This window comes from Streptomyces sp. NPDC127098 (assembly GCF_042722465.1).
Taxonomy (GTDB): Bacteria; Actinomycetota; Actinomycetes; order Streptomycetales; family Streptomycetaceae; genus Streptomyces; species Streptomyces millisiae.
In genome coordinates, this window is the sequence record NZ_JBHXFJ010000026.1 from 59,044 (window position 1) to 77,235 (window position 18,192).

Genomic DNA, 18,192 nt, shown 5'->3' on the forward strand with positions numbered 1-18,192 from the left:
AGCGGAGGATCGGCATGGGACGGAACGGCCGATGGCGCGGGGGCGCCCGGGTGGGCGGCGTGCTCGCGCTCGTGGTGGCGGTGTTCGCGGCGGCGGTGGTGGTGACGCTGGTGCTGCGCCGGGACGACGGGGACGGCGGTGGTGACGCGGCGGCCGAGGGGGCGCGGCGGTTCCTGGACGCCTGGGCGGCCGACGACCTGGAAGCGGCGGCCGGGCTCACCGACGACCCCGAGGCGGCGCGGTCGCTGCTGGAGTCCGTGCGGGAGAACACCCGGCCGGAGCGGGTGGAGTTCGCCCTCGCCGGCGAGCCAGAGCCGATGGGGAGGGACGCCGAGGGCGACGTGGAGGGCCTGGTCGTGTCGTTCACCGCGACGTTCACGCTGCCCGGGCTCGGCGCGTGGTCGTACGAGTCGACGGCGCCGATGCGACCCGGTGACGGTGACGGTGCGGACTGGCTGGTGGCGTGGGAGTCGGCGCTGGTCCACCCCGAGCTGGCCGAGGGCCAGACCCTGGTGCTGACGACCGAGGAGGCCGAGCGCGCGCCGATACTCGCCGCCGACGGCAGCCCGCTGGCCGGCCCGTCGGCCGTCTGGGACCTCGCGGTCCGGCCGGCGGACCTCACCGATCCTGCGGCCGCCTGGGCGGCGCTTGAGGCGCTGGACGTGGGCATCGACACCAGGGCGCTGGCCGACCGGGTTGCGGCGGCCGTGCCGGAACAGGCCGTCGCGGTGGTGACGCTGCGGGACGAGGTCTTCCAGGAGCACGCCGAGGCGCTGCGGGCCGTGCCCGGCCTGGAGTCCGTGGCAGGCACCCGGCAGCTCGCGCGCTCCGCGCGGGCCGTGGTCGGCGCGCTCGACCCGGAGACCGGGGCCGGCGTCTCGGGTCTCCAGCAGCGGTACGACGAGCAGCTTTCGGGCGCCGGCTCGGCGGCCGTGGTGGTCGCGGACCGGGCGTCGGGCGCGGCCGTGGAGACGCTCCACGCCTGGGAGGGCGGCACGGACGGCAGCCCGGTGGAGACCACGATCGACCCGGCGACGCAGGCCGCCGCGGAGGCCGCGCTGGAGAGCGCCGGGCGGCAGGGGGCGATCGTGGCGATCGAGCCCTCGACCGGGCGGGTGCTGGCCGCCGCCGACTGGCCGCTCGACGGGTTCGACCGGTCGCTGCGCGGGCAGTTGGCGCCCGGTTCCACCTTCAAGGTGGTGACCGCCGCGGCGCTGCTGGAGGGCGGCGCCACGCCGGACGACGTCCTCGGCTGCCCGCGCACCGTCACCGTCGACGGGCAGTCCTTCGAGAACCAGGACGAGTTCGAGCTCGGCCCGGACACCACGCTGCGCGAGGCGTTCGCCGCCTCCTGCAACACGGCCCTGATCGACCACCGCGACCGGTTCGCGCCCGACACCCTGAGCCGCGCCGCCGAGGCGTTCGGCATCGGCGGCGAGTGGAGCGTCGGCGCCGCCACCTTCGACGGCTCGGTGCCGGTCGCCGAGAGCGACAACGAGCTGGCCGCGTCGCTGATCGGGCAGGCCAGGGTGCAGACCAGCCCGCTGGTGATGGCCTCGGTCGCCGCGACGGTCGCGCAGGGCGCCTTCCACCAGCCGGTGCTGGTGCCGGCCGCCGTCGACGAGCCGCACCGGGCCCCAGCGGAGCTCGCCCCTGAGACGTTCCAGGCGCTGCGGTCGATGATGCGCGAGACCGTCACGGCCGGCTCCGCCGCCGCGCTGGCGGGCGTGCCGGGCGAGCCGCACGGCAAGACCGGCACCGCCGAGTTCGCGGACGAGGACGGTGAACTGTCCACCAACGCCTGGATCATCGGCTTCCTCGGCGAGCGCGACCTCGCCTTCGCCGTGGTCCTGGAGGACGGCGGCTCGGGCGGCAGCGACGCGGGCCCGGTCGCCGCCGACTTCCTGGGCGCTCTCTAGGCCCGGTCCGGGCGACTATGCCGATCGGGCATGGAACCGCGCGCCGGCGTCTTGGACGCCGGGGCCCGTCCCCCCGAAGGCTGGTCGTCGCCGGGGCTCTCCTCCGGCCACCGATCGCTGAGGTCTTTCGACACACCGTGGAGGTTCGTCCATGACACATCCGCTTCGCCCGCGCCGGGGCACCGCCGCCCGGGTGGCCGGCGTGCTGGCACTCGTCGCGCTCCCGGCCTGCGGACAGCAGGCCGAGCCCACCCGCGCCGTCGAGGCGCCGGCCGCCGCGCCGGCGTCCGCGGCGGACACCGAACGCGGGTTCGCCGATCTTGAGGAGGAGTTCGACGCGCGGCTCGGCGTGTACGCGCTGGACACCGGCACCGGCCGGGAGGTCGCCTACCGGGCGGACGACCGGTTCGCGTTCGCCTCGACGTTCAAGGCGCTCGCGGTGGGCGCGACGCTCCAGCGGTACGGCGTCGAGGGCATGGACGAGGTGGTCACCTACTCCGAGGACGACATCGTGCCCAACTCGCCCGTGACGGAGAACTTCGTCGAGACCGGGATGAGCCTGCGCGAGCTGTCCGCCGCCACCCTCTGGTACAGCGACAACACGGCGGCCAACCTGCTGTTCGAGGCGCTCGGCGGCCCCGATGGACTGGAGGTGGCGCTGGAGGAACTCGGCGACGACGTCACCGAGATGGACCGGATCGAGCCGGAGCTGAGCGACGGGACCCCGGGCGACGTCCGCGACACCAGCACCCCGCGCGCGCTCGCCGGCGACCTGCGGGCCTACCTGCTGGGCGACGTGCTGGACCGGGAGGAACGCGAGCTCCTCACCACCTGGATGGCGACCAACACCACCGGCGAGACCCTGATCCACGCCGGCGTCCCCGAGGACTGGACCGTCGCCGACAAGTCGGGCACCGCCGGCTACGGCGGCCGCAACGACATCGCCGTGCTGTGGCCGGCCGACGGCGGCAACCCCGTCGTCATGGCGGTCATGTCCGGCCGGGACCAGGAGAACGCCGAACGCGACGACGCCCTCGTCGCCCGCGCCGCCACCGTGGCCCTGGCCGGCCTCGGCCGCTAGCGGAACGACCGGGACCGGCACGGCACCGGCCGAAGCCGGTGCCGGCACCGTCCCGATCCGCCGTCAGTGCGCCGTCAGTGCGCGTCGTCAGTGCGTCGTCAGAGGGAGCGGCTCAGGCCGTCCTTCTCGCTCTCCGCCGCCGGTTCGGCGGCGGCGGAGAGGCTGGCCTTGAGCCCCTCGCCCTCGATGTCCACGTTGGGCAGCACCCGGTCGAGCCGCTTCGGCAGCCACCACGCCCGCTCGCCGAGCAGCGCGAGGACGGCGGGCACGATGGTCATCCGCACCACGAAGGCGTCGAAGAGGACGGCCACCGCGAGCCCCAGACCCACCGTCATGATCATCGTCTCGGGAGAGCCGATGAAGCCGGCGAAGACGCTGATCATGATCACCGCCGCGGCGGCGACGACCCGGGCCCCGTGCCCGAAGCCCGACTCGACCGCGTCGCGCGGCGAGGCCCCGTGGACGTACGCCTCCCGCATCCGGCTGACCAGGAAGACCTCGTAGTCCATCGCCAGGCCGAACACGATCCCGATCAGCAGGATCGGCATCAGGCTCATGATCGGCCCGGGCTGCTCGACGCCCAGCAGACCCGCCGCCCAGCCCCACTGGAAGACCGCGACGACGACGCCGAACGACGCCAGCACCGAGAGCAGGAAGCCGAGGGCCGCCTTCAGCGGCACCAGGATCGACCTGAACACCAGGATCAGCAGCAGGAAGGCCAGCCCCATGACCAGCGCCAGGTAGGGCACGAGGGCGCTCTGCATCCGCTGCGAGACGTCGATGTTCAGCGCCGTCTGCCCGGTGACCAGCACATCCGCCCCCTCGGCGGCGGCCTCGTCCGCCACCCCCGCCCTGATCCGGTCGACGAGGTCCTCGGTCCCGGCCTCGGTCGGGCTGGTGTCGGGGATCACCGTCACGGTGGCGGTGTCGCCGTCCTGGTTGGGGGCGGCCGGCGTCGCGGCCGCGACCCCGTCGAGCCCGGCGAGCGAGTCGGCGACCGACTCGACGACCCGCTGCGGCTGCTCCGCGCGCGTCGCGTCCACCACGACGAGCAGCGGACCGTTGAAGCCGGGGCCGAACGAGTCGGCCAGCATGTCGTACGCCTGGCGCTGCGTCGTCGACGTCGGCTGCGCCCCGTCGTCCGGCAGCCCGAGGCGCAGCCCCGTAGTGGGGAGGGCCACCACCCCGAGCCCCGCGACCGCGACCAGGAGCACGGCCAGCGGACGGCGCATCACGAACCGCACCCAGCGCACGGCGAGCGTCGGCCCGCCGGTGGCGGCCGACTCCCTGGCGCGCCGGTCGCCCCGGCCGAGGATCCGGTCGCCGACGAAGCCCAACAGGGCCGGCAGCAGGGTAAGACCGACCGCGACGGCGACGACCACGGCCCCGGCCGCGGCCAGACCCATCTTGGTCAGCATCGGCATGTTCACCACGAAGAGGCCGCCCAGCGCGATGACCACCGTCAGGCCGGCGAAGACCACGGCCGAGCCGGCCGTGCCGGCGGCCACCCCGACCGCGTCGTACGCCGAACGCCCCTCGGCCCGCTCGTGCTTGTAGCGGGAGACGATGAACAGCGCGTAGTCGATGCCCACCGCGAGGCCGATCATGACGGCCAGGATCGGCGTCATGCTGTCGAGCCCCAGCGGCCCCGAGAGGGTCGCCACCCCGGCGAAGGCGATGCCGACGCCCACCAGCGCGGTCAGCAGCGGCAGCCCCGCGGCCACCAGCGCCCCCAGGGCGAGGAACAGCACCACCGCGGCGACACCCACGCCGATCACCTCGGTGGGCCCGAGGACCTCCGGCTCGACGGCGAGCGCGTCGCCGCTGCCCTCCACGGTGAGTCCGGCGTCGCGGCCCAGGTCCATGGCCTCGGTCAGGCCCTCGCGGTCGGCGTCGGTCAGGTCGTTCGACGGCTCGGTGTAGCTCACCTGGGCGTAGGCCGTGCGGTCGTCGCCGCTGACCGCCCCGTCCGTGGTGAACGGATCGGTCACCGCCGCGACCCGGGACGAACTCCCGGTCAGCGCGGCGACGACGTCCTCGACGACGCCCCGGTGCTCGTCCGAGGTGATCCGGTCGCCCTCGGGCGCCCGGAAGACGACGCGGGCGCTCGCCCCGTCCGCGGCCGCCCCGGGGAAGCGCTCGTCGAGCAGGTCGAACGCCCGCTGTGCCTCCGTGCCGGGCACGGTGAACGTCGAAGAGGCGGGCCCCGAGCCGCTCATCATGCCGGCGCCGGCGATGACGAGGACCACGATCCACAGGAACGACACCAGCCAGCGGCGCCGGAAGGACCAGCGGCCGAGCCGGTAGAGAAGGGTAGCCACCGCGTAAGTCTCCTATCGGGTGATAAATCGACCTGGCGAAGAAGCGGGCCCGGCACGTGGGGTGCCACCGCGGGCCCGGTGGGGATCTGCCCGCCGCGGGAACTACCGCAGGGCGAGAACGGGAAGGATGACCCGGTCGAGGTAACGGAGGATGGCGTCGAGGTCCCAGTCGCCGGCGTCCACGAGGGGGCCGGCCAGCAGGCAACCGATCAGCAGGTGGGTCAGATAGGACACGGCGGGCCCCTCCGCGGAGATCTCCCCCCGCTCGACCGCCGCCGCCACCGCCTGCCGCACCGGCGCGAAGTCCCGGTCGATCACGACCTCGCGCAGCACGTCGAGCGCCTCCGCGTCGGTGAGCGCCGTCCGGTAGAGCCCGACCAGCACCTCCAGGTCGGAGTCCTGCTCCGCGAAGTGCGTCAGCCAGTGCCGCAGGTCGCCCGCGAGCGACCCCGTGTCGGCGTGCTCCGCCGTCATGGGCCCGGAGGCGCGCAGCGCGCTGGCCACCAGCGTCCGCTTGTCGCCCCACTGCCGGTAGAGCGTGGCCTTGCTGCTCCTGGTGCGGGCCGCCACCTCCTCCAGGGTGAGCTGCTCGTACCCCTTCTCCCGGACGATCTGCAACGTGGCCTCCAGCAGGGCCCGCTCGCGCTCCGGGGTGAGGCGGGAGTAGCGCCTTCTCGATACCGCCCTGACTGTCATCACCGGCGCCTCCGGGGCACGCGTCGCTCAGCCGTGTGACATCGATACGACAGCGGTTCGATCCGCGACCGTTTCGATGATGCGAGCCTAGGCCGTCTCCTCACCGGAACGCAAACGAACCGTTCCGCCACACACCGTGTCGACGGCCGGCGCCGACCGGAGGGCCGACCGGGAAGGGCCCCGCCCGGACGCGGTCGGCGTCCGGGCGGGGCCCTCGGGTGGCGCTGTCCTGGAAGTGGCTCAGAAGGTCACGTCACTGCAGAGGAAGTAGATCTGGTCCGCGTGCGAGGCCTTCCAGACCGTGTAGACCACATGGTGTCCCGAACGGCCCGGCGCGCTGACGTTGACCGTGTAGTTGCCGGCGGGGGCGTACCTGCCTGTGTTGGCCAGCAGTTCCAGGTCACCCCAGTCCAGGGCGTCCGTCTGCGCGTTGTACCCCTGCCTGGTCACATAGACCCGCAGGTAGTCGGCGCCGTGGAAGGCCTGGTCGACGAGGTTGACCGTGAAGTTGTTGCCGATGGCCGACGTCCGCCAGGCGCCCGGGTTGTCGAGCGAGTTGTACCGGCCGTCCTGCGTGTGGCCGGCGCTGCACAGCTGGTTGTCGGGGATGAAGGCCTGGTAGTTGCCGTTCGTGCCCTCGCGGTACAGACCGTTCCAGTTCCACATGGCGTTGGTGTCGTACTGCCACGCCTGCCAGCACATGGGGTCCTGCTGCTGCATGGCCGGGTTCTGGAAGTCGTTGCCCCAGCGCTGCCAACAACCGTAGTTGCGGGAGACCGGGGCGGCGGTCGAGCCGTGGGCGGTGGCGGAGGGGCTGGACCAGGGCGTCACGAACAGCATGGCGGCGGCCAGCACCGCCAGCAGAGCCCGGAAGGTCCAGCGGCGCGCGTCGGTGCGATCGTGTCGTAGCGTCAACACTGCGACTCCTCGTCCGGAGGGGGGTGGATGTCCGGTGCTTTGGGAGCGCTCCCAGTTATGGGCCCTTTCCCTTCCCGACACACGATTGAAACGTTCTCTGCCGAACAACCGGTCAGCCGTCGCCGAGCGCCGCGCGCAAGTGGCGGCCGGTGGTCGAGCCGGCCGCCCGGGCCAGCGCGCTCGGCGGGCCCTGGAAGACGACGGTGCCGCCGTCCGGGCCCGCGCCGGGGCCGATGTCGATGACGTGGTCGGCGGCGGCGATCAGCCGCTGGTGGTGCTCGATGGCGACGATCGTGGCGCCGTCGTCGACGAGTTCACGCAGCAGGGCGACCAGGCGGTCGACGTCGCTGCCGTGCAGTCCCGCGGTGGGTTCGTCGAGCACGATCCGCCGCTCCTCGGCGGTCTCCTCGTACCGACCGAGGTGCCGGGCGAGTTGGAGCCGCTGCCGTTCGCCGCCGGAGAGCGTGTCCAGGCTCTGGCCGATGGCCAGGTAGCCGAGCCCGACGCGGTCCAGCCAGCCGAGGCGGCGGACGACGTCGGGCCGGTCGGCGAAGAGCGCGACGGCCCCGGCCGCGTTCATCGCGAGGGCGTCGGCGATGCTGTGGCCGCGCACGGTGGCGGCCAACGCCGTGGGGTTGAACCTGGCGCCCTCGCAGGCGTCGCAGGTCGTCCGCACGTCGTCGAGGAAGGCGAGGTCCGTGACGATCACGCCCTTCCCCCCGCAGACCTGGCAGGCGCCGCGCGCGTTGGCGCTGAACCACGACGGGTGCAGCCCGGTGGCCCGGCCGAAGGTGTCGCGGATCGCCTCGGCGACGCCGAGGACGGTGACCGGCGTCGACCGGACGCCGCCGCCCGGCGGCGCCTGGTCGATGACGACGAACTCCGGGTGGCGCTTCGGCAGTTCCCTGGCGAACAGGGTGCTCTTGCCGGAGCCGGCCACGCCGGTCACCGCGGTGAGCACGCCCAGCGGCAGCTCGACGGTGACGTCACGCAGGTTGTGGGCGGTCACGTGCTCGATCCGCACGGAACCGCGCGGGGTCCGCGTCCGGCCGCCGAACCGGAGCGAGGTGCGGAGCAGGCGGCCGGTGGGCGTGTCGGTGGCGCGCAGCTCGGCCGGGGAGCCCTCGAACCGGACGGTGCCGCCGGCGCTCCCGGCGCCAGGACCGAGGTCGACGACGTGGTCGGCGGCGGCGATGACGGCCGGGTGGTGCTCGACGACGAGGACCGTGTTGTGCGCGTCGCGCAGCCTGCCGAGCAGGTCGAGCAGCCGGTGGACGTCGTGCGGGTGCAGGCCGGCGCTTGGCTCGTCCAGGACGTAGGCGACGTCGCTGAGCGCGCTGCCGAGGTGCCGGACGATCCTGACGCGCTGGGCCTCCCCGCCGGAGAGGGTGCTCGACCCGCGGTCCAGGCTGAGATAGCCGAGCCCGACGGCGTCCAGGGCGTCGAGGCGCTGGCCGATGGCCGCGACGAGCGGGGCGAGGGCGGGCTCCCGGACGGCGGCGACCACGTGCCGGAGCTCGGTGACGGACAGCGCGGACCAGTCGGCGATCGAACGGCCTTCGATCAGGCTGGCGCGCGCCCGCTCGCCGAGCCGGGTGCCGCCGCACTCGGAGCAGGGGCGCCTGGCCACCACCCGGGCCAGGGCGTCGCGCTCGGCCTCGGTGAGGCGGGCCGGGGTGCGGCGCAGATAGCCCTTCCGCAGCCGGGGGAGGACGCCGTCGAAGAGGGCGGTCCTCGGGTACTCGGGGTCGGGGTCGGTCGGCCGCACTCCCTCGGCGTGGAGAAGGGTGTCGAGCTCCGCGTCGGTGAGCGTGGACAGCGGCGTGTCCGGGTCCACCAGGCGGGCGTGGACGAGGCGTTTCCACCGGTAGGTGCCCGGCGCGAAGGTGGGGAACCTGACGGCTCCCTCGCGCAGGCTCCTCGACCGGTCGAGCAGCGCCTCGACGTCGATGTCGTCGACCACGCCCAGGCCCTCACAGCGCGGGCACATGCCGGCCGGGTCGTTGAAGGAGTAGGCCGGGGTGAACCCGGCGGACGGCCGGCCGGCCCGGGAGAACGCCAGCCGCAGCAGCGGGGCGAGGTCGCTGGCGGTGCCGACGGTGGAGCGCGCGTTGCCGGTGAAGCGGCGCTGGTCGACGACGGTGGTGAAGACGAGCCCGTCGAGCCGGTCCACGTCCGCCCGCGGGTGCTGCGGGAGCCGGTTGCGGACGAACAGCGGGTAGGTGTCGTTGACCAGGCGCTGCGCCTCGGCGGCGATGGTGTCGAAGACCAGCGAGGACTTGCCGGAGCCCGAGACCCCGGTGAACACGGTGAGCCGCCGCTTCGGCACCCGCAACGACACGTCGCGCAGGTTGTGGGTGCGCGCCCCCTCGACAGTGATCCAGTCCGCTCGTTCCATACCTCGACGCTACGATCGGTTGTGGCCGGATCCTGGCCACTATCTGGAGGTGGGTCGTGACCGCCGCCACGCCGAGGGAGCGCATGCTGCGGCTGCTCTCGCTGTTGCAGACGGGTCGGCGCTGGGCGGCCGGCGAGCTCGCGGCGGCCCTGGGCGCGCCCCCGCGCACGCTCCGCCGCGACATCGAGCAGCTGCGCGCCCTGGGGTATCCGGTGGAGAGCGTGCGCGGACCAGGCGGCTACTACCGGCTGGTCGCCGGCGCGGCGCTGCCGCCGCTGATGTTGGAGGACGACGAGGCGATCGCCACCGCCCTGGGGCTGCGGCTCGCCGCGGCCGGCGGTACCGAGGCGGCGGACCGCGCCGCCGCCAAGCTGCGGCGCGTGCTGCCCGCCCCGCTGCGGCGCCGGACGGACGAGCTGCTGGCCGCGGTGGAGGTCGGCGCCCCGGGGCACCCGCAGCCGAGCCCGGAGACGCTGGGCGACCTCGCCGCCGCGATCGCCGCGCGGCGCCGCGTCGTCCTCGACCACACGGGCCCACGCGGCTCGTCCCGCCGTACCGTCGACCCGTTCCGGCTGGTGCGGCTGCGGCAGCGCTGGTACCTGTTCGGCTGGGACCTCGACCGTCGCGACTGGCGCACCTTCCGGCTCGACCGGATCGCCGGGCCGCGCCCGACCGGGGACGTCTTCCCGCCCCGCGACCTGCCGGCCGACGACCTCGCCGAGCACCTGCGGCGGCGCTTCCGGGCCCCGAGCGCCCATCAGGTGGTGCTCGTCCTGCACGCCGACGCGCGGGACGCCGCCGCCCGCCTGCACCGGGTGGACGGCACCCTCCACCCCCTCGACGACGGGCGCTGCCGCTACACCGCCGACGTCGACTCCTACGAGTGGCTGGCGACCGTCCTCGTGCTGACCGACCTGGAGTTCACCGTCGAGGAGCCGGCCGGCTTCGCCGGCTACCTCGCCGCCACGGCCGAGCGCCTGCTGCGCGGCGCCGGCCGCGTGCCACCGGCCGGGGGTGACGTCGGGCCGAGGGCGTGACGTCAGGCCGGCAGCGCGGCCTCGACGGCGGCGGTGACGGCGGCGGAGTCCGGCTCGGTCTGCGGGGCGAAGCGGGCGGCGACCGTGCCGTCGGGCGCGACGAGGAACTTCTCGAAGTTCCAGCGGATGTCGCCGCGGTAGTCGTCGGCGTCGGCCGTCTCGGTCAGTCGCGCGTAGAGGGGGTGGCGGGTCTCGCCGTTGACGTCGACCTTCTCGGTGAGCGGGAAGGTGACGCCGTAGGTGGCGGAGCAGAAGGTGGCGATCTCCTCCGGGGTGCCCGGCTCCTGCCCCATGAACTGGTTGCAGGGCACGCCGAGCACGGTGAAGCCGCGCGCGGCGTACCGGCGCTGCAGCTCCTCCAGGGCCGCGTACTGCGGGGTCAGCCCGCACTTGGAGGCGACGTTCACGATCAGGACCGCCTTGCCCCGGTACTGCGCGAGGTCGGCCGGGCCGCCCCGTAGGGCGCCGATCTCGGTGTCCAGTACGGACATTCCATACCCCTTCCCGCTCCACTGGTCTGTCAGCCGGTCACAGTCTGGCAGTGGCCGCGGGCGCCGGCCGACTCAGGTCCCCACGGCGACGATCAGCTCCCTGGCCTTCGCGGGCACGGCCGGCATGGTCCCCAGGGGCACGTCGTGGTTGGCGAGGACCACCGCGACCCAGCCGGTGTCGGGGAAGAGGTCCACGCTGGTCGAGATGCCCCGGGAGCCGCCGCCGTGCCCGACCACCCACTGGCCCCGCTCCAGCGCGGCCGTCGGCCCGTACGCCTGGAACACCGTCCTGGCCGGGCCGCCGTCACCGCCGCCGCCGGCGGGCGCGGGCGGCACCTTCCCGCCGAGCGTGATCGCCGTGTGCCCGGCGTCGAGCAGCTCCCCGCCCGTCAGCGCGTGCGCGAACCGGGCCAGGTCGCCGCAACTCGCGAAGGCGTCCCCGGCCGGGGTGCCGACGAACAGCCGCTCCTCCAGGACGTCCTCCCACTCGCCCGACTCCGCGCGGACGTAGGGGTGGGCGATGCGACGGTCGGTGCGCCACCGCGGCTTGGTGTGGAAGTCCGAGTCGGCCATTCCGGCAGCCTCGAAGACGTGCTCCCTGATGTGGTCGTGGTACGGCTGCCCTGACACCGCGGCGACGATCTCGCCGAGCAGGTGGTAGCCGGCGTTGCTGTACGCGTGCCGGGCGCCGGGCGGGAACGCCGGCCGGTCGGTCCTGATGAAGGCCAGGTAGCCGGCCATCACCTCCTCGACGCTGCTCCAGCCGGGCGCCTCGTCCCAGAACCCCGGCATCTGGAACGGGTCGCCGAGGCCCGAGGTGTGGGTGAGGAGGTGGTGGACGGTCACCCGGTCGGCCACCTCGGCCGCGAGGCCGTCGAGGTAGGTGCCGACCGTCGCCTGGTAGGCGACCAGGCCCCGCTGGACGAGTCGGGCCACGGCGACGGCGGTGAACAGCTTGGTCACCGAGGCCAGCGCGAAGACGGTGTCGGGGCCGTTGGGCACGGCCCGTTCGCGGTCGGCCATGCCGTGGGAGCGGGCCAGCACCGGCCGCCCGTGGTGGGTGAGCAGCACGCTGCCGGAGAACCGGCCCTGCTCGGCCTCCACCCGCAGGAACTCGTCGAACGCGCCACCGGGCCGCAACTCCCGTGGGACGCGGCCGGACGTGGCCCCGACGGCCCCGGGTACGGCCGGCGCCACGCCGGTGGTGGTGGCCGCGACGGCGGAGGCGCCCAGGGCGCCCAGGACGGTACGGCGAGTGGTGTTCATGCACGTCACCCTTCGACTCGGGTTCGGAGACGGGACGTTGCGAACTTCTACCGGCCGGTGCCGCTCGGCCACCGATCGCCTTTACATACGCGGTCCATAGGCCGGCGTCGGCACACTCGGGGACATGCGGGTTCTACTGGTCGAGGACGAGCAGCCGCTGGCCAGGTACGTGGCCGCCGGGCTGCGCAGGCACGGCTTCGCCGTCGACCTGGCCGGCGACGGCGCGTCGGCGCTGGAGAAGTGCGCCCACACGCCGTACGACGTGGTGGTGCTCGACCGGGACCTGCCGGTGGTGCATGGGGACACGGTGTGCCGGCGCCTCGCCGGGGACGGGGGGCACCGGGTCCTCATGCTCACCGCCGCCGACTCGGTGGAGGACCGGGTCGGTGGCCTCGCCATGGGCGCCGACGACTACCTGAGCAAGCCGTTCGCCTTCTCCGAACTCGTCGCGCGGGTCTGGGCGTTGTCCCGGCGCAGCGTGCCGGCCCGGCCGCCGGTGCTGCGCGCCGCGGATGTCGTGCTCGATCCGGCGCGGCGGCTGGCGGAGCGCGGCGGTCGGGCGCTGCACCTGACGCCGAAGGAGTTCGGCGTGTTGCACGAGCTGCTGGCCGCCCGCGGGGTCGTGGTCAGCGCCGAGACGCTGCTGGAGAAGGTGTGGGACGAGCACGCCGACCCGTTCACCAACGCCGTCCGCATCACGGTGGGGACGTTGCGCCGCAAGCTGGGCGACCCGGCGCTGATCGACACGGTCACCGGAGCCGGCTACCGCGTCCGGTCGTGACGTGACGTGCCCCGGCAGCTGACGGCCCGCGGCCGGCTCACCCTCCTGCTCACCGCCCTGGTGCTGGCCGCGGGGCTCGCCCTGTCCGTCCTGACCTATCTGCTGATGCGGCGGTACCTCGGCCGCCGGACGGGCTTCCTCTCCCTCACCACGACGGGCGGCGGGCCTCCCCCGCCGCCGCTGCCCGAGCAGGCGCTGGCGGCGGGCGACCGGGTGCGGGAGCTGGCCCTGTCCGCGTTCCTCACCCAGGCCGCCGTCGCCCTCGCCGTGGTGACGGTGCTGGCCGCCGTCCTCGGCCGGTGGCTGGCCGGGCGGATCCTGCGGCCGGTGCGGGTCATCGCGGCCACCGCGCGGCGGCTGTCGGCCGACAACCTCTCCGAGCGGGTCCCGGTCGCCGCGCCCGCCGACGAGCTCGCCGCGCTGGCGACCACCGTCAACGGCATGCTGGACCGCGTCCAACACGGCCTGCGCGGCCAGCGCCTGTTCACCGCCAACGCGGCGCACGAACTGCGCACGCCGCTGGCCACCATCCGCACCGCCGTCGACGTGACCCTCGACGGCCGGCCGGACAGGGACGAGCTGATCGCCATGGCCCACGACGTGCGGGAGGCCGCGGCGCGCAGTCAGCGCACCCTGGACGGGCTGCTCCTGCTGGCCCGCAGTCAGGCCGGGGCGGGCGGCCCCCTCCGGCCGGCCGACCTGTCCGGTGTCGCCGGCGACGCGCTGGACGCCGCCGCCCGCGACGTCGCGGCCCGCGCCCTGACGGTGGACGCCACCCTGCGGCCGGCGCCGGTCAGCGGCCGGCGTGTCCTGCTGGAGCGGATGGCGGGCAACCTGGTCGGCAACGCCGTCCGGCACAACCGTCCCGGCGGCCGGATCGAGGTCTCCACCGGCACGACCGGCGACGGCCGGTCGTGGCTGCGGGTGGTCAACACCGGTCAGGTGATCGACCCGGCCACCGCCGACCGCCTGGTGGAACCGTTCGTCCGCGGCGACGGGTCACGCGTCCACGGCGAGGACGGTTCGGGGCTCGGCCTGTCCATCGTCCAGGCCGTGGTCACCGCCCACCACGGGACGCTGCGCCTGACCCCGCTGCCCGGCGGCGGACTCGACGTCACCGTCCACCTGCCGGGCGGTGGCGGGCCGCCCCACCCTCACCCGATGGTGACCACCCGGGCCCAGCCGGGCGGCGCGTCCGGCCGGTAGCCGCGGTTGTTCTCGACCCGCCGGCCGGCGCCCGTCGTCCGGCGGAAGAGACCGACGACGGTCCGGCACGGTGGCGGCGTCTCCGGCCACGGCGTCTGGCCGTCCGTCAGGACCACGACGACGTCGGGGCGGGCCGGGCCGCCCAGCGCCCTGGCGAACCCGGCGCGCAGGTCCGTGCCGCCGCCGCCCACCAGCGGTATCCCCTCGTCGGCGCAGAGCCGGTGCGCCACCCGGGCCGCCGCGTCGCACGACACCACGGTCACCTGGTCCCGCCGGCCGCCCACGGCGCGGGAGATCGCGGCCACCTCGAGCAGCGCGCTGCCCAACTCGGCGTCGCTGACCGACCCGGAGGTGTCGACGACCACGGCCACCCGGGGCGGCCTGCGTCGCAGGCTCGGCAGCACCGCGCGCGGCACCCCGGTCGAGCGCCGGGACGGCCGGCCGTAGGTGTAGTCGTCGCCGACGCCGGGTCCCGAGGCGGCCGAGCGGACGGCGGCCCCCAGCAGCTCCCGCCAGGGCTGCGGCGGGTGGAACACCTCATCGGCCCAGCGCCGCCAGCCCGCCGGGGCGTCGCCCGGCTCGCCGACGATGCCCCGCGCCACCCGGAACCGCACGGCGTCCCGCTCGTGTTCGGTGAGGCCGTGCGCCCCGTCCGGGCCCAGCTCCCACTCCCGTGCCAGGCCGTCGGCGCCGCTGCCGCAGTCCAGCCAGGCCAGGTGCTGGGTGTGGGGCGCGATTTGGATCCGGTCGAGGTACTCCTCCATCAGCCCGCCCTCGGGCAGTTCCAGGGACTTCGGCGTGACGGCGCCCGCCGGGCGGGGCAGGCCGTCGCCGAACACGTCGTCGTTGATCTCGCAGTCCGCCGCGATGTTCATCCGCAGCCGGTCCCCGCGCCCGACCAGGCCGCGCTCGCGGGCGAGCCGGTCGCCGCGCCCGTGATGGTCGCGCAGCAGGTGCGACACCTCGTGCACCCACACCCCGGCCAGCTCCTCGACCGGGGTCCGCGCCACGAACGCCGGGGCGGCGTAGCAGCGCCAGTACCGGTCGACGCCCATGGTGGGCACCCGGCGCGACGCGACGACGTGCAGCGCGAACAGCGCCGTCGCCAGGTAGGGCCGGGCCCGGGCGGCGTACAGCCGGGCGGCGTGGAGCTTGTCGAGGTCGAGCGCCCCCGGCGGGTTCGCCGTCATCGGCCGGCCCGCCCGGAGACCGCCGCGATCCGGGCCGCCGCCTCGTCGGCGCGCCGGGACAGGGCCACCGTGCCGGCCAGCCGCTCGATCGACGCCGGGACCTCCCAGTCCCCGCGGCGCAGCGTGGCGAGCGTGGTCGCGGGGGCCACCACGAGGTCGGGGGCGCCGGTCTCCACGGCCTTGACCAGGAGCGTCCACGCCGCGTCCCAGCGGGCACGCTCCGGGCGTTCGCGGACCGCGGCCACCACGCCTTCTAGCACGGTCTGGCGCAGGTCGCCGCGCTCGGGCAGCACCGCGGCGGCCGGGTCGGCGAGCAGCGTCTCGGGGTCGGGCAGGTCCATCCGGTCGAGGCTGGCCAGCAGTTCGAGCCCGGGGCCGTCCCCGACGGTGCCCCTGACGAGCTGCGAGAGCACCTCGCGGGATGAGCCGGCGGCGGTCGCGAAGGCGACCAGGCGGAGCGTCATCTCCCAGCTCCGCGGCGAGGGCCAGGGGCCGCCGCGCCGGGCCTCGCCGGTGGGCAGCCGGTGTACGAGCGTGGGCCGGGCGGCGAGCAGCCCGCAGACGGCGCGGCGGGCGAAGGCCACCGCCTCCGGCAGCTTCGCCGGGTCGAGCCGGGGCAGCGTCGCCCTGGGCCAGGTCCCGCCGAGGCCGCGCACGACGACCTCGTGCTCGTGGGTCCACGTCAGGTGCACGAAGCGGTTGGCGAGCGGCGGGCTGAGCTCCCAGCCGTCCGCCGCCGAGGACCTGGGGTTGGCGGCGGCGACGATCCGCACGCCGGGCGGCAGGCGCAGCGCGCCGATCCGCCGTTCCAGGACGAGGCGGAGCAGGGCGGCCTGCACGGCGGGCGCGGCGGTGGAGAGTTCGTCGAGGAACAGCAGTCCGCGGCCGGCCTGGGCCAGCCGCACCGCCCAGTCCGGCGGGGCCATCGGCACGCCCTGGGTGGCCGGGTCGTCCCCGACGACGGGCAGGCCCGAGAAGTCGGACGGCTCGTGCACGCTGGCGATCACGGTGGTCAGCGGCAGGTCGAGGGCCGCGGCGAGCTGGGTGAGGGCCGCGGTCTTGCCGATTCCGGGCTCGCCCCACAGCAGCACGGGCAGGTCGGCGGCGACGGCCAGGGTCAGGGCCTCCAGCTGGGTGTCGGGGCGGGGTTCGGTGGTCGAGTCGCGCAGCAGGGCCAGGAGTTCCCCCGCGACGTCGAGTTGGTCGATCGTGGCATCGGTCATGGCATTGGTCATGGGCATGCGTCATCACCTGTGAGTGGTGGGAAGGGGCAGGGTTCGGTGGCTCGCCGGCGCCGCTAGCGGGCGTGCCGGGGACGTGTGCGGTGGCCGTCGGGCCGGGGCCGGCCAGGGAGGAGGACGCGGCCGGGCCCCGGGCCGGCCAGGCCGGCCCGGAACAGGCCGTGGTCGACGCGCCGTCGCGCGGCGGCCTCGAGCTCGTCCCGCAGCGCGCCGCCGGGCAGCAGCGCCTCTGGGCCGAGCAGACCCTCGACGACGGCCAGGGCGCCGGCGGTGTCGCCGTGCGCCAGGCGCTCGCGGACGGCGGCCAGTTGGTCGGGGCGGCGGTGCGCCTCGTGGACGGCCCCGAGGCAGGGCAGCGGGGTGCCGCCCAGCGCGGCCAGCAGCTCCTCGCGCCGGATCTCGTCCGGGTCGTGGTCCAGCGGGACGAGCGTCCCGTCGACGAGGCCGATCCGGTGGCCGGCTCCCCGGCACTCCACCAGCCGGGCCTGCCGCGCCGGGTCGGCCGGCGGCGGGTCGGATGGTGGGCGGTCGGGGGCCAGCGCCGAGGCGACCAACGGGTGCAGCCGGTCGACCTCGATCAGTCCGGCGCGGACCAGTTCGAGGTCGGGCAGCGGCTGGATCGCCGCCTCCGGCAGCATCGGCAGCGTGGCGCCCCGGCCGTCCGTGGGCTTCGTGGTGATCCGTACCCCGGGCGGGGCATCCCCGTCGAGGTCGAGGACCAGCCACTGGCGGGCCGCGCAGCGGGCGGCGACGGAGCCGCTCGACCGCCCTTCGGCGCGCAGCAGGATCCGTGCCTCGGCCGGCCACCGTTCGGCGGGGTCCGGCACGAGCCGGCCCTCCTCGGGCTGCCGGTCGGCCCCGGCCCTGGTGCGCAGTTCGTGGGCGCGTTCGGCGTCCCAGAGGTGCCGGTGCAGGTCGAGGCGGAACCGTCGGCTGGGCCGTGGGTGCGGGTGCTGGCGGGCGGCCGGCTCGGGTTCCGCGCCGTGCCACAGCGCCAGGCTGAGCCGTTGGCCACCGGCCGCCCAGGCCGGCGGGGTCCTGACCACGAGGTGCGGCGCCGCGCGGCTGTCTCGTCCGTCGGTGACGTACCTGGCCAGCGGGACGGTGAGCCCCGGCCGCAGGAGTCCGTCGGGAGCGACCCTGGGCAGGTGCCAGCGCAGCAGGTCGGGCGCCAGCCGGCGCAGGTCGGCACGGACCTGGTCGGCGAGCACCCGGCCGTGGCGGCGCGCCACGGCGCGTGGGGTGAGTTCGACGTCGACACCGGCGGCCGCACAGGCCCCCGCCCAGTCGCCGGCGCGCCGGCGGGCGGTCGCGGTCTCGATCACGGTGGGCGGCACGGCGAACGTTCGCACGCGCAGCCAGCGGGAGAGGTGGGAGTCCTCATACACGGTCCGAGTGAGCATCAGCACTCACCTGTCGCGGATGGGACCTCCGATCTGATCTCGGAGTGATTCATCATCGCGAGGAGCTTACCCGCGCCGTCAAGAGCGACCGGAAGGCTTCCGAAAATTTTTCAGGAACTCTCCGCGTGCCGATCGCGATCGAGCGCCACCCTCCCCACTCCGACGCACCTCCTGCGACCATTATCGACCAACTGACCAGCGAATACCTCCACTTGACGAGCAGGCTGACGGTTCAACAGTTTTC

The 18,192-nt window shown here is 74.9% G+C and carries 14 protein-coding genes; 5 read left to right on the forward strand and 9 right to left on the reverse strand.

Going from position 1 to position 18,192, the window contains the following annotated elements; genetic code table 11:
• Positions 1–14 precede the first annotated feature (14 nt).
• Together ACFWI8_RS18365 and bla are read left to right on the forward strand one after the other, a co-directional pair.
• Positions 15–1,919 (forward strand): penicillin-binding transpeptidase domain-containing protein, encoded by a 1,905-nt coding sequence (locus ACFWI8_RS18365; RefSeq protein WP_387092317.1) that lies wholly within the window; start codon positions 15–17, stop codon positions 1,917–1,919.
• 151 nt (positions 1,920–2,070) lie between these two features.
• On the forward strand, positions 2,071–3,000 hold the full coding sequence (gene bla / locus ACFWI8_RS18370) for a class A beta-lactamase (RefSeq protein ID WP_387092320.1): 930 nt from the start codon (positions 2,071–2,073) through the stop codon (positions 2,998–3,000).
• A gap of 98 nt (positions 3,001–3,098) precedes the next feature.
• Here bla and ACFWI8_RS18375 read toward each other — a convergent pair whose 3' ends face one another.
• The 4 genes from ACFWI8_RS18375 to ACFWI8_RS18390 all read right to left on the reverse strand — a co-directional run bounded on the left by ACFWI8_RS18375 (position 3,099) and on the right by ACFWI8_RS18390 (position 9,333).
• The gene (locus ACFWI8_RS18375; RefSeq protein ID WP_387092323.1) at positions 3,099–5,321 is read right to left on the reverse strand and encodes an MMPL family transporter; all 2,223 of its coding nucleotides are present in this window, start codon (positions 5,319–5,321) and stop codon (positions 3,099–3,101) included.
• A 102-nt stretch (positions 5,322–5,423) separates the two neighbouring features.
• The gene (locus tag ACFWI8_RS18380) at positions 5,424–6,017 is read right to left on the reverse strand and encodes a TetR/AcrR family transcriptional regulator (protein ID WP_387092326.1); all 594 of its coding nucleotides are present in this window, start codon (positions 6,015–6,017) and stop codon (positions 5,424–5,426) included.
• Positions 6,018–6,257: 240 nt separating this feature from the next.
• Complete coding sequence (locus ACFWI8_RS18385; RefSeq protein ID WP_387092400.1) at positions 6,258–6,932, reverse strand: lytic polysaccharide monooxygenase; 675 nt, start codon at positions 6,930–6,932, stop codon at positions 6,258–6,260.
• A 115-nt stretch (positions 6,933–7,047) separates the two neighbouring features.
• Positions 7,048–9,333: an excinuclease ABC subunit UvrA gene (locus ACFWI8_RS18390; protein WP_387092329.1), complete on the reverse strand. Its 2,286-nt coding sequence runs from the start codon at positions 9,331–9,333 to the stop codon at positions 7,048–7,050.
• 56 nt (positions 9,334–9,389) lie between these two features.
• Between ACFWI8_RS18390 and ACFWI8_RS18395 the strand changes: the two genes are divergently transcribed.
• Complete coding sequence (locus ACFWI8_RS18395; protein WP_387092332.1) at positions 9,390–10,370, forward strand: helix-turn-helix transcriptional regulator; 981 nt, start codon at positions 9,390–9,392, stop codon at positions 10,368–10,370.
• 2 nt (positions 10,371–10,372) lie between these two features.
• On the opposite strand, the gene ACFWI8_RS18400 is transcribed toward ACFWI8_RS18395, so the two are convergent.
• Together ACFWI8_RS18400 and ACFWI8_RS18405 are read right to left on the reverse strand one after the other, a co-directional pair.
• On the reverse strand, positions 10,373–10,861 hold the full coding sequence (locus ACFWI8_RS18400) for a glutathione peroxidase (RefSeq protein ID WP_387092335.1): 489 nt from the start codon (positions 10,859–10,861) through the stop codon (positions 10,373–10,375).
• A 72-nt stretch (positions 10,862–10,933) separates the two neighbouring features.
• Positions 10,934–12,127 (reverse strand): serine hydrolase domain-containing protein, encoded by a 1,194-nt coding sequence (locus tag ACFWI8_RS18405; RefSeq protein ID WP_387092338.1) that lies wholly within the window; start codon positions 12,125–12,127, stop codon positions 10,934–10,936.
• Positions 12,128–12,251: 124 nt separating this feature from the next.
• Here ACFWI8_RS18405 and ACFWI8_RS18410 point away from each other — a divergent pair, with 124 nt between their 5' ends.
• Positions 12,252–12,908 (forward strand): response regulator transcription factor, encoded by a 657-nt coding sequence (locus ACFWI8_RS18410; protein WP_387092341.1) that lies wholly within the window; start codon positions 12,252–12,254, stop codon positions 12,906–12,908.
• Positions 12,909–12,914: 6 nt separating this feature from the next.
• Positions 12,915–14,114 (forward strand): sensor histidine kinase, encoded by a 1,200-nt coding sequence (locus ACFWI8_RS18415; RefSeq protein WP_387092344.1) that lies wholly within the window; start codon positions 12,915–12,917, stop codon positions 14,112–14,114.
• Here the strand turns inward: ACFWI8_RS18415 and ACFWI8_RS18420 are convergent.
• Genes ACFWI8_RS18420 through ACFWI8_RS18430 form a run of 3 tightly spaced genes read right to left on the reverse strand, consistent with a single transcriptional unit; the run spans position 14,063 to position 17,948 of the window.
• Positions 14,063–15,304, reverse strand: a complete 1,242-nt coding sequence (locus ACFWI8_RS18420; RefSeq protein ID WP_387092346.1) for a VWA-like domain-containing protein — start codon at positions 15,302–15,304, stop codon at positions 14,063–14,065. The genes ACFWI8_RS18415 and ACFWI8_RS18420 overlap by 52 nt on opposite strands.
• Complete coding sequence (locus tag ACFWI8_RS18425) at positions 15,301–16,545, reverse strand: AAA family ATPase (RefSeq protein WP_387092348.1); 1,245 nt, start codon at positions 16,543–16,545, stop codon at positions 15,301–15,303. The genes ACFWI8_RS18420 and ACFWI8_RS18425 overlap by 4 nt, the downstream gene beginning before the upstream one ends.
• Positions 16,546–16,601: 56 nt before the next feature.
• The gene (locus ACFWI8_RS18430) at positions 16,602–17,948 is read right to left on the reverse strand and encodes a hypothetical protein (RefSeq protein ID WP_387092350.1); all 1,347 of its coding nucleotides are present in this window, start codon (positions 17,946–17,948) and stop codon (positions 16,602–16,604) included.
• Between the last annotated feature and the right edge of the window lie 244 nt (positions 17,949–18,192).

Coding starts and splice junctions, on each gene's coding strand:
- ACFWI8_RS18365 (WP_387092317.1), top strand. CDS start 15: ATGGGACGGAACGGCCGATGGCGCGGGGGCGCCCGGGTGGGCGGCGTG.
- bla (WP_387092320.1), top strand. CDS start 2,071: ATGACACATCCGCTTCGCCCGCGCCGGGGCACCGCCGCCCGGGTGGCC.
- ACFWI8_RS18380 (WP_387092326.1), bottom strand. CDS start 6,017: ATGACAGTCAGGGCGGTATCGAGAAGGCGCTACTCCCGCCTCACCCCG.
- ACFWI8_RS18390 (WP_387092329.1), bottom strand. CDS start 9,333: ATGGAACGAGCGGACTGGATCACTGTCGAGGGGGCGCGCACCCACAAC.
- ACFWI8_RS18400 (WP_387092335.1), bottom strand. CDS start 10,861: ATGTCCGTACTGGACACCGAGATCGGCGCCCTACGGGGCGGCCCGGCC.
- ACFWI8_RS18405 (WP_387092338.1), bottom strand. CDS start 12,127: ATGAACACCACTCGCCGTACCGTCCTGGGCGCCCTGGGCGCCTCCGCC.
- ACFWI8_RS18410 (WP_387092341.1), top strand. CDS start 12,252: ATGCGGGTTCTACTGGTCGAGGACGAGCAGCCGCTGGCCAGGTACGTG.
- ACFWI8_RS18420 (WP_387092346.1), bottom strand. CDS start 15,304: ATGACGGCGAACCCGCCGGGGGCGCTCGACCTCGACAAGCTCCACGCC.
- ACFWI8_RS18425 (WP_387092348.1), bottom strand. CDS start 16,545: ATGCCCATGACCAATGCCATGACCGATGCCACGATCGACCAACTCGAC.
- ACFWI8_RS18430 (WP_387092350.1), bottom strand. CDS start 17,948: ATGCTCACTCGGACCGTGTATGAGGACTCCCACCTCTCCCGCTGGCTG.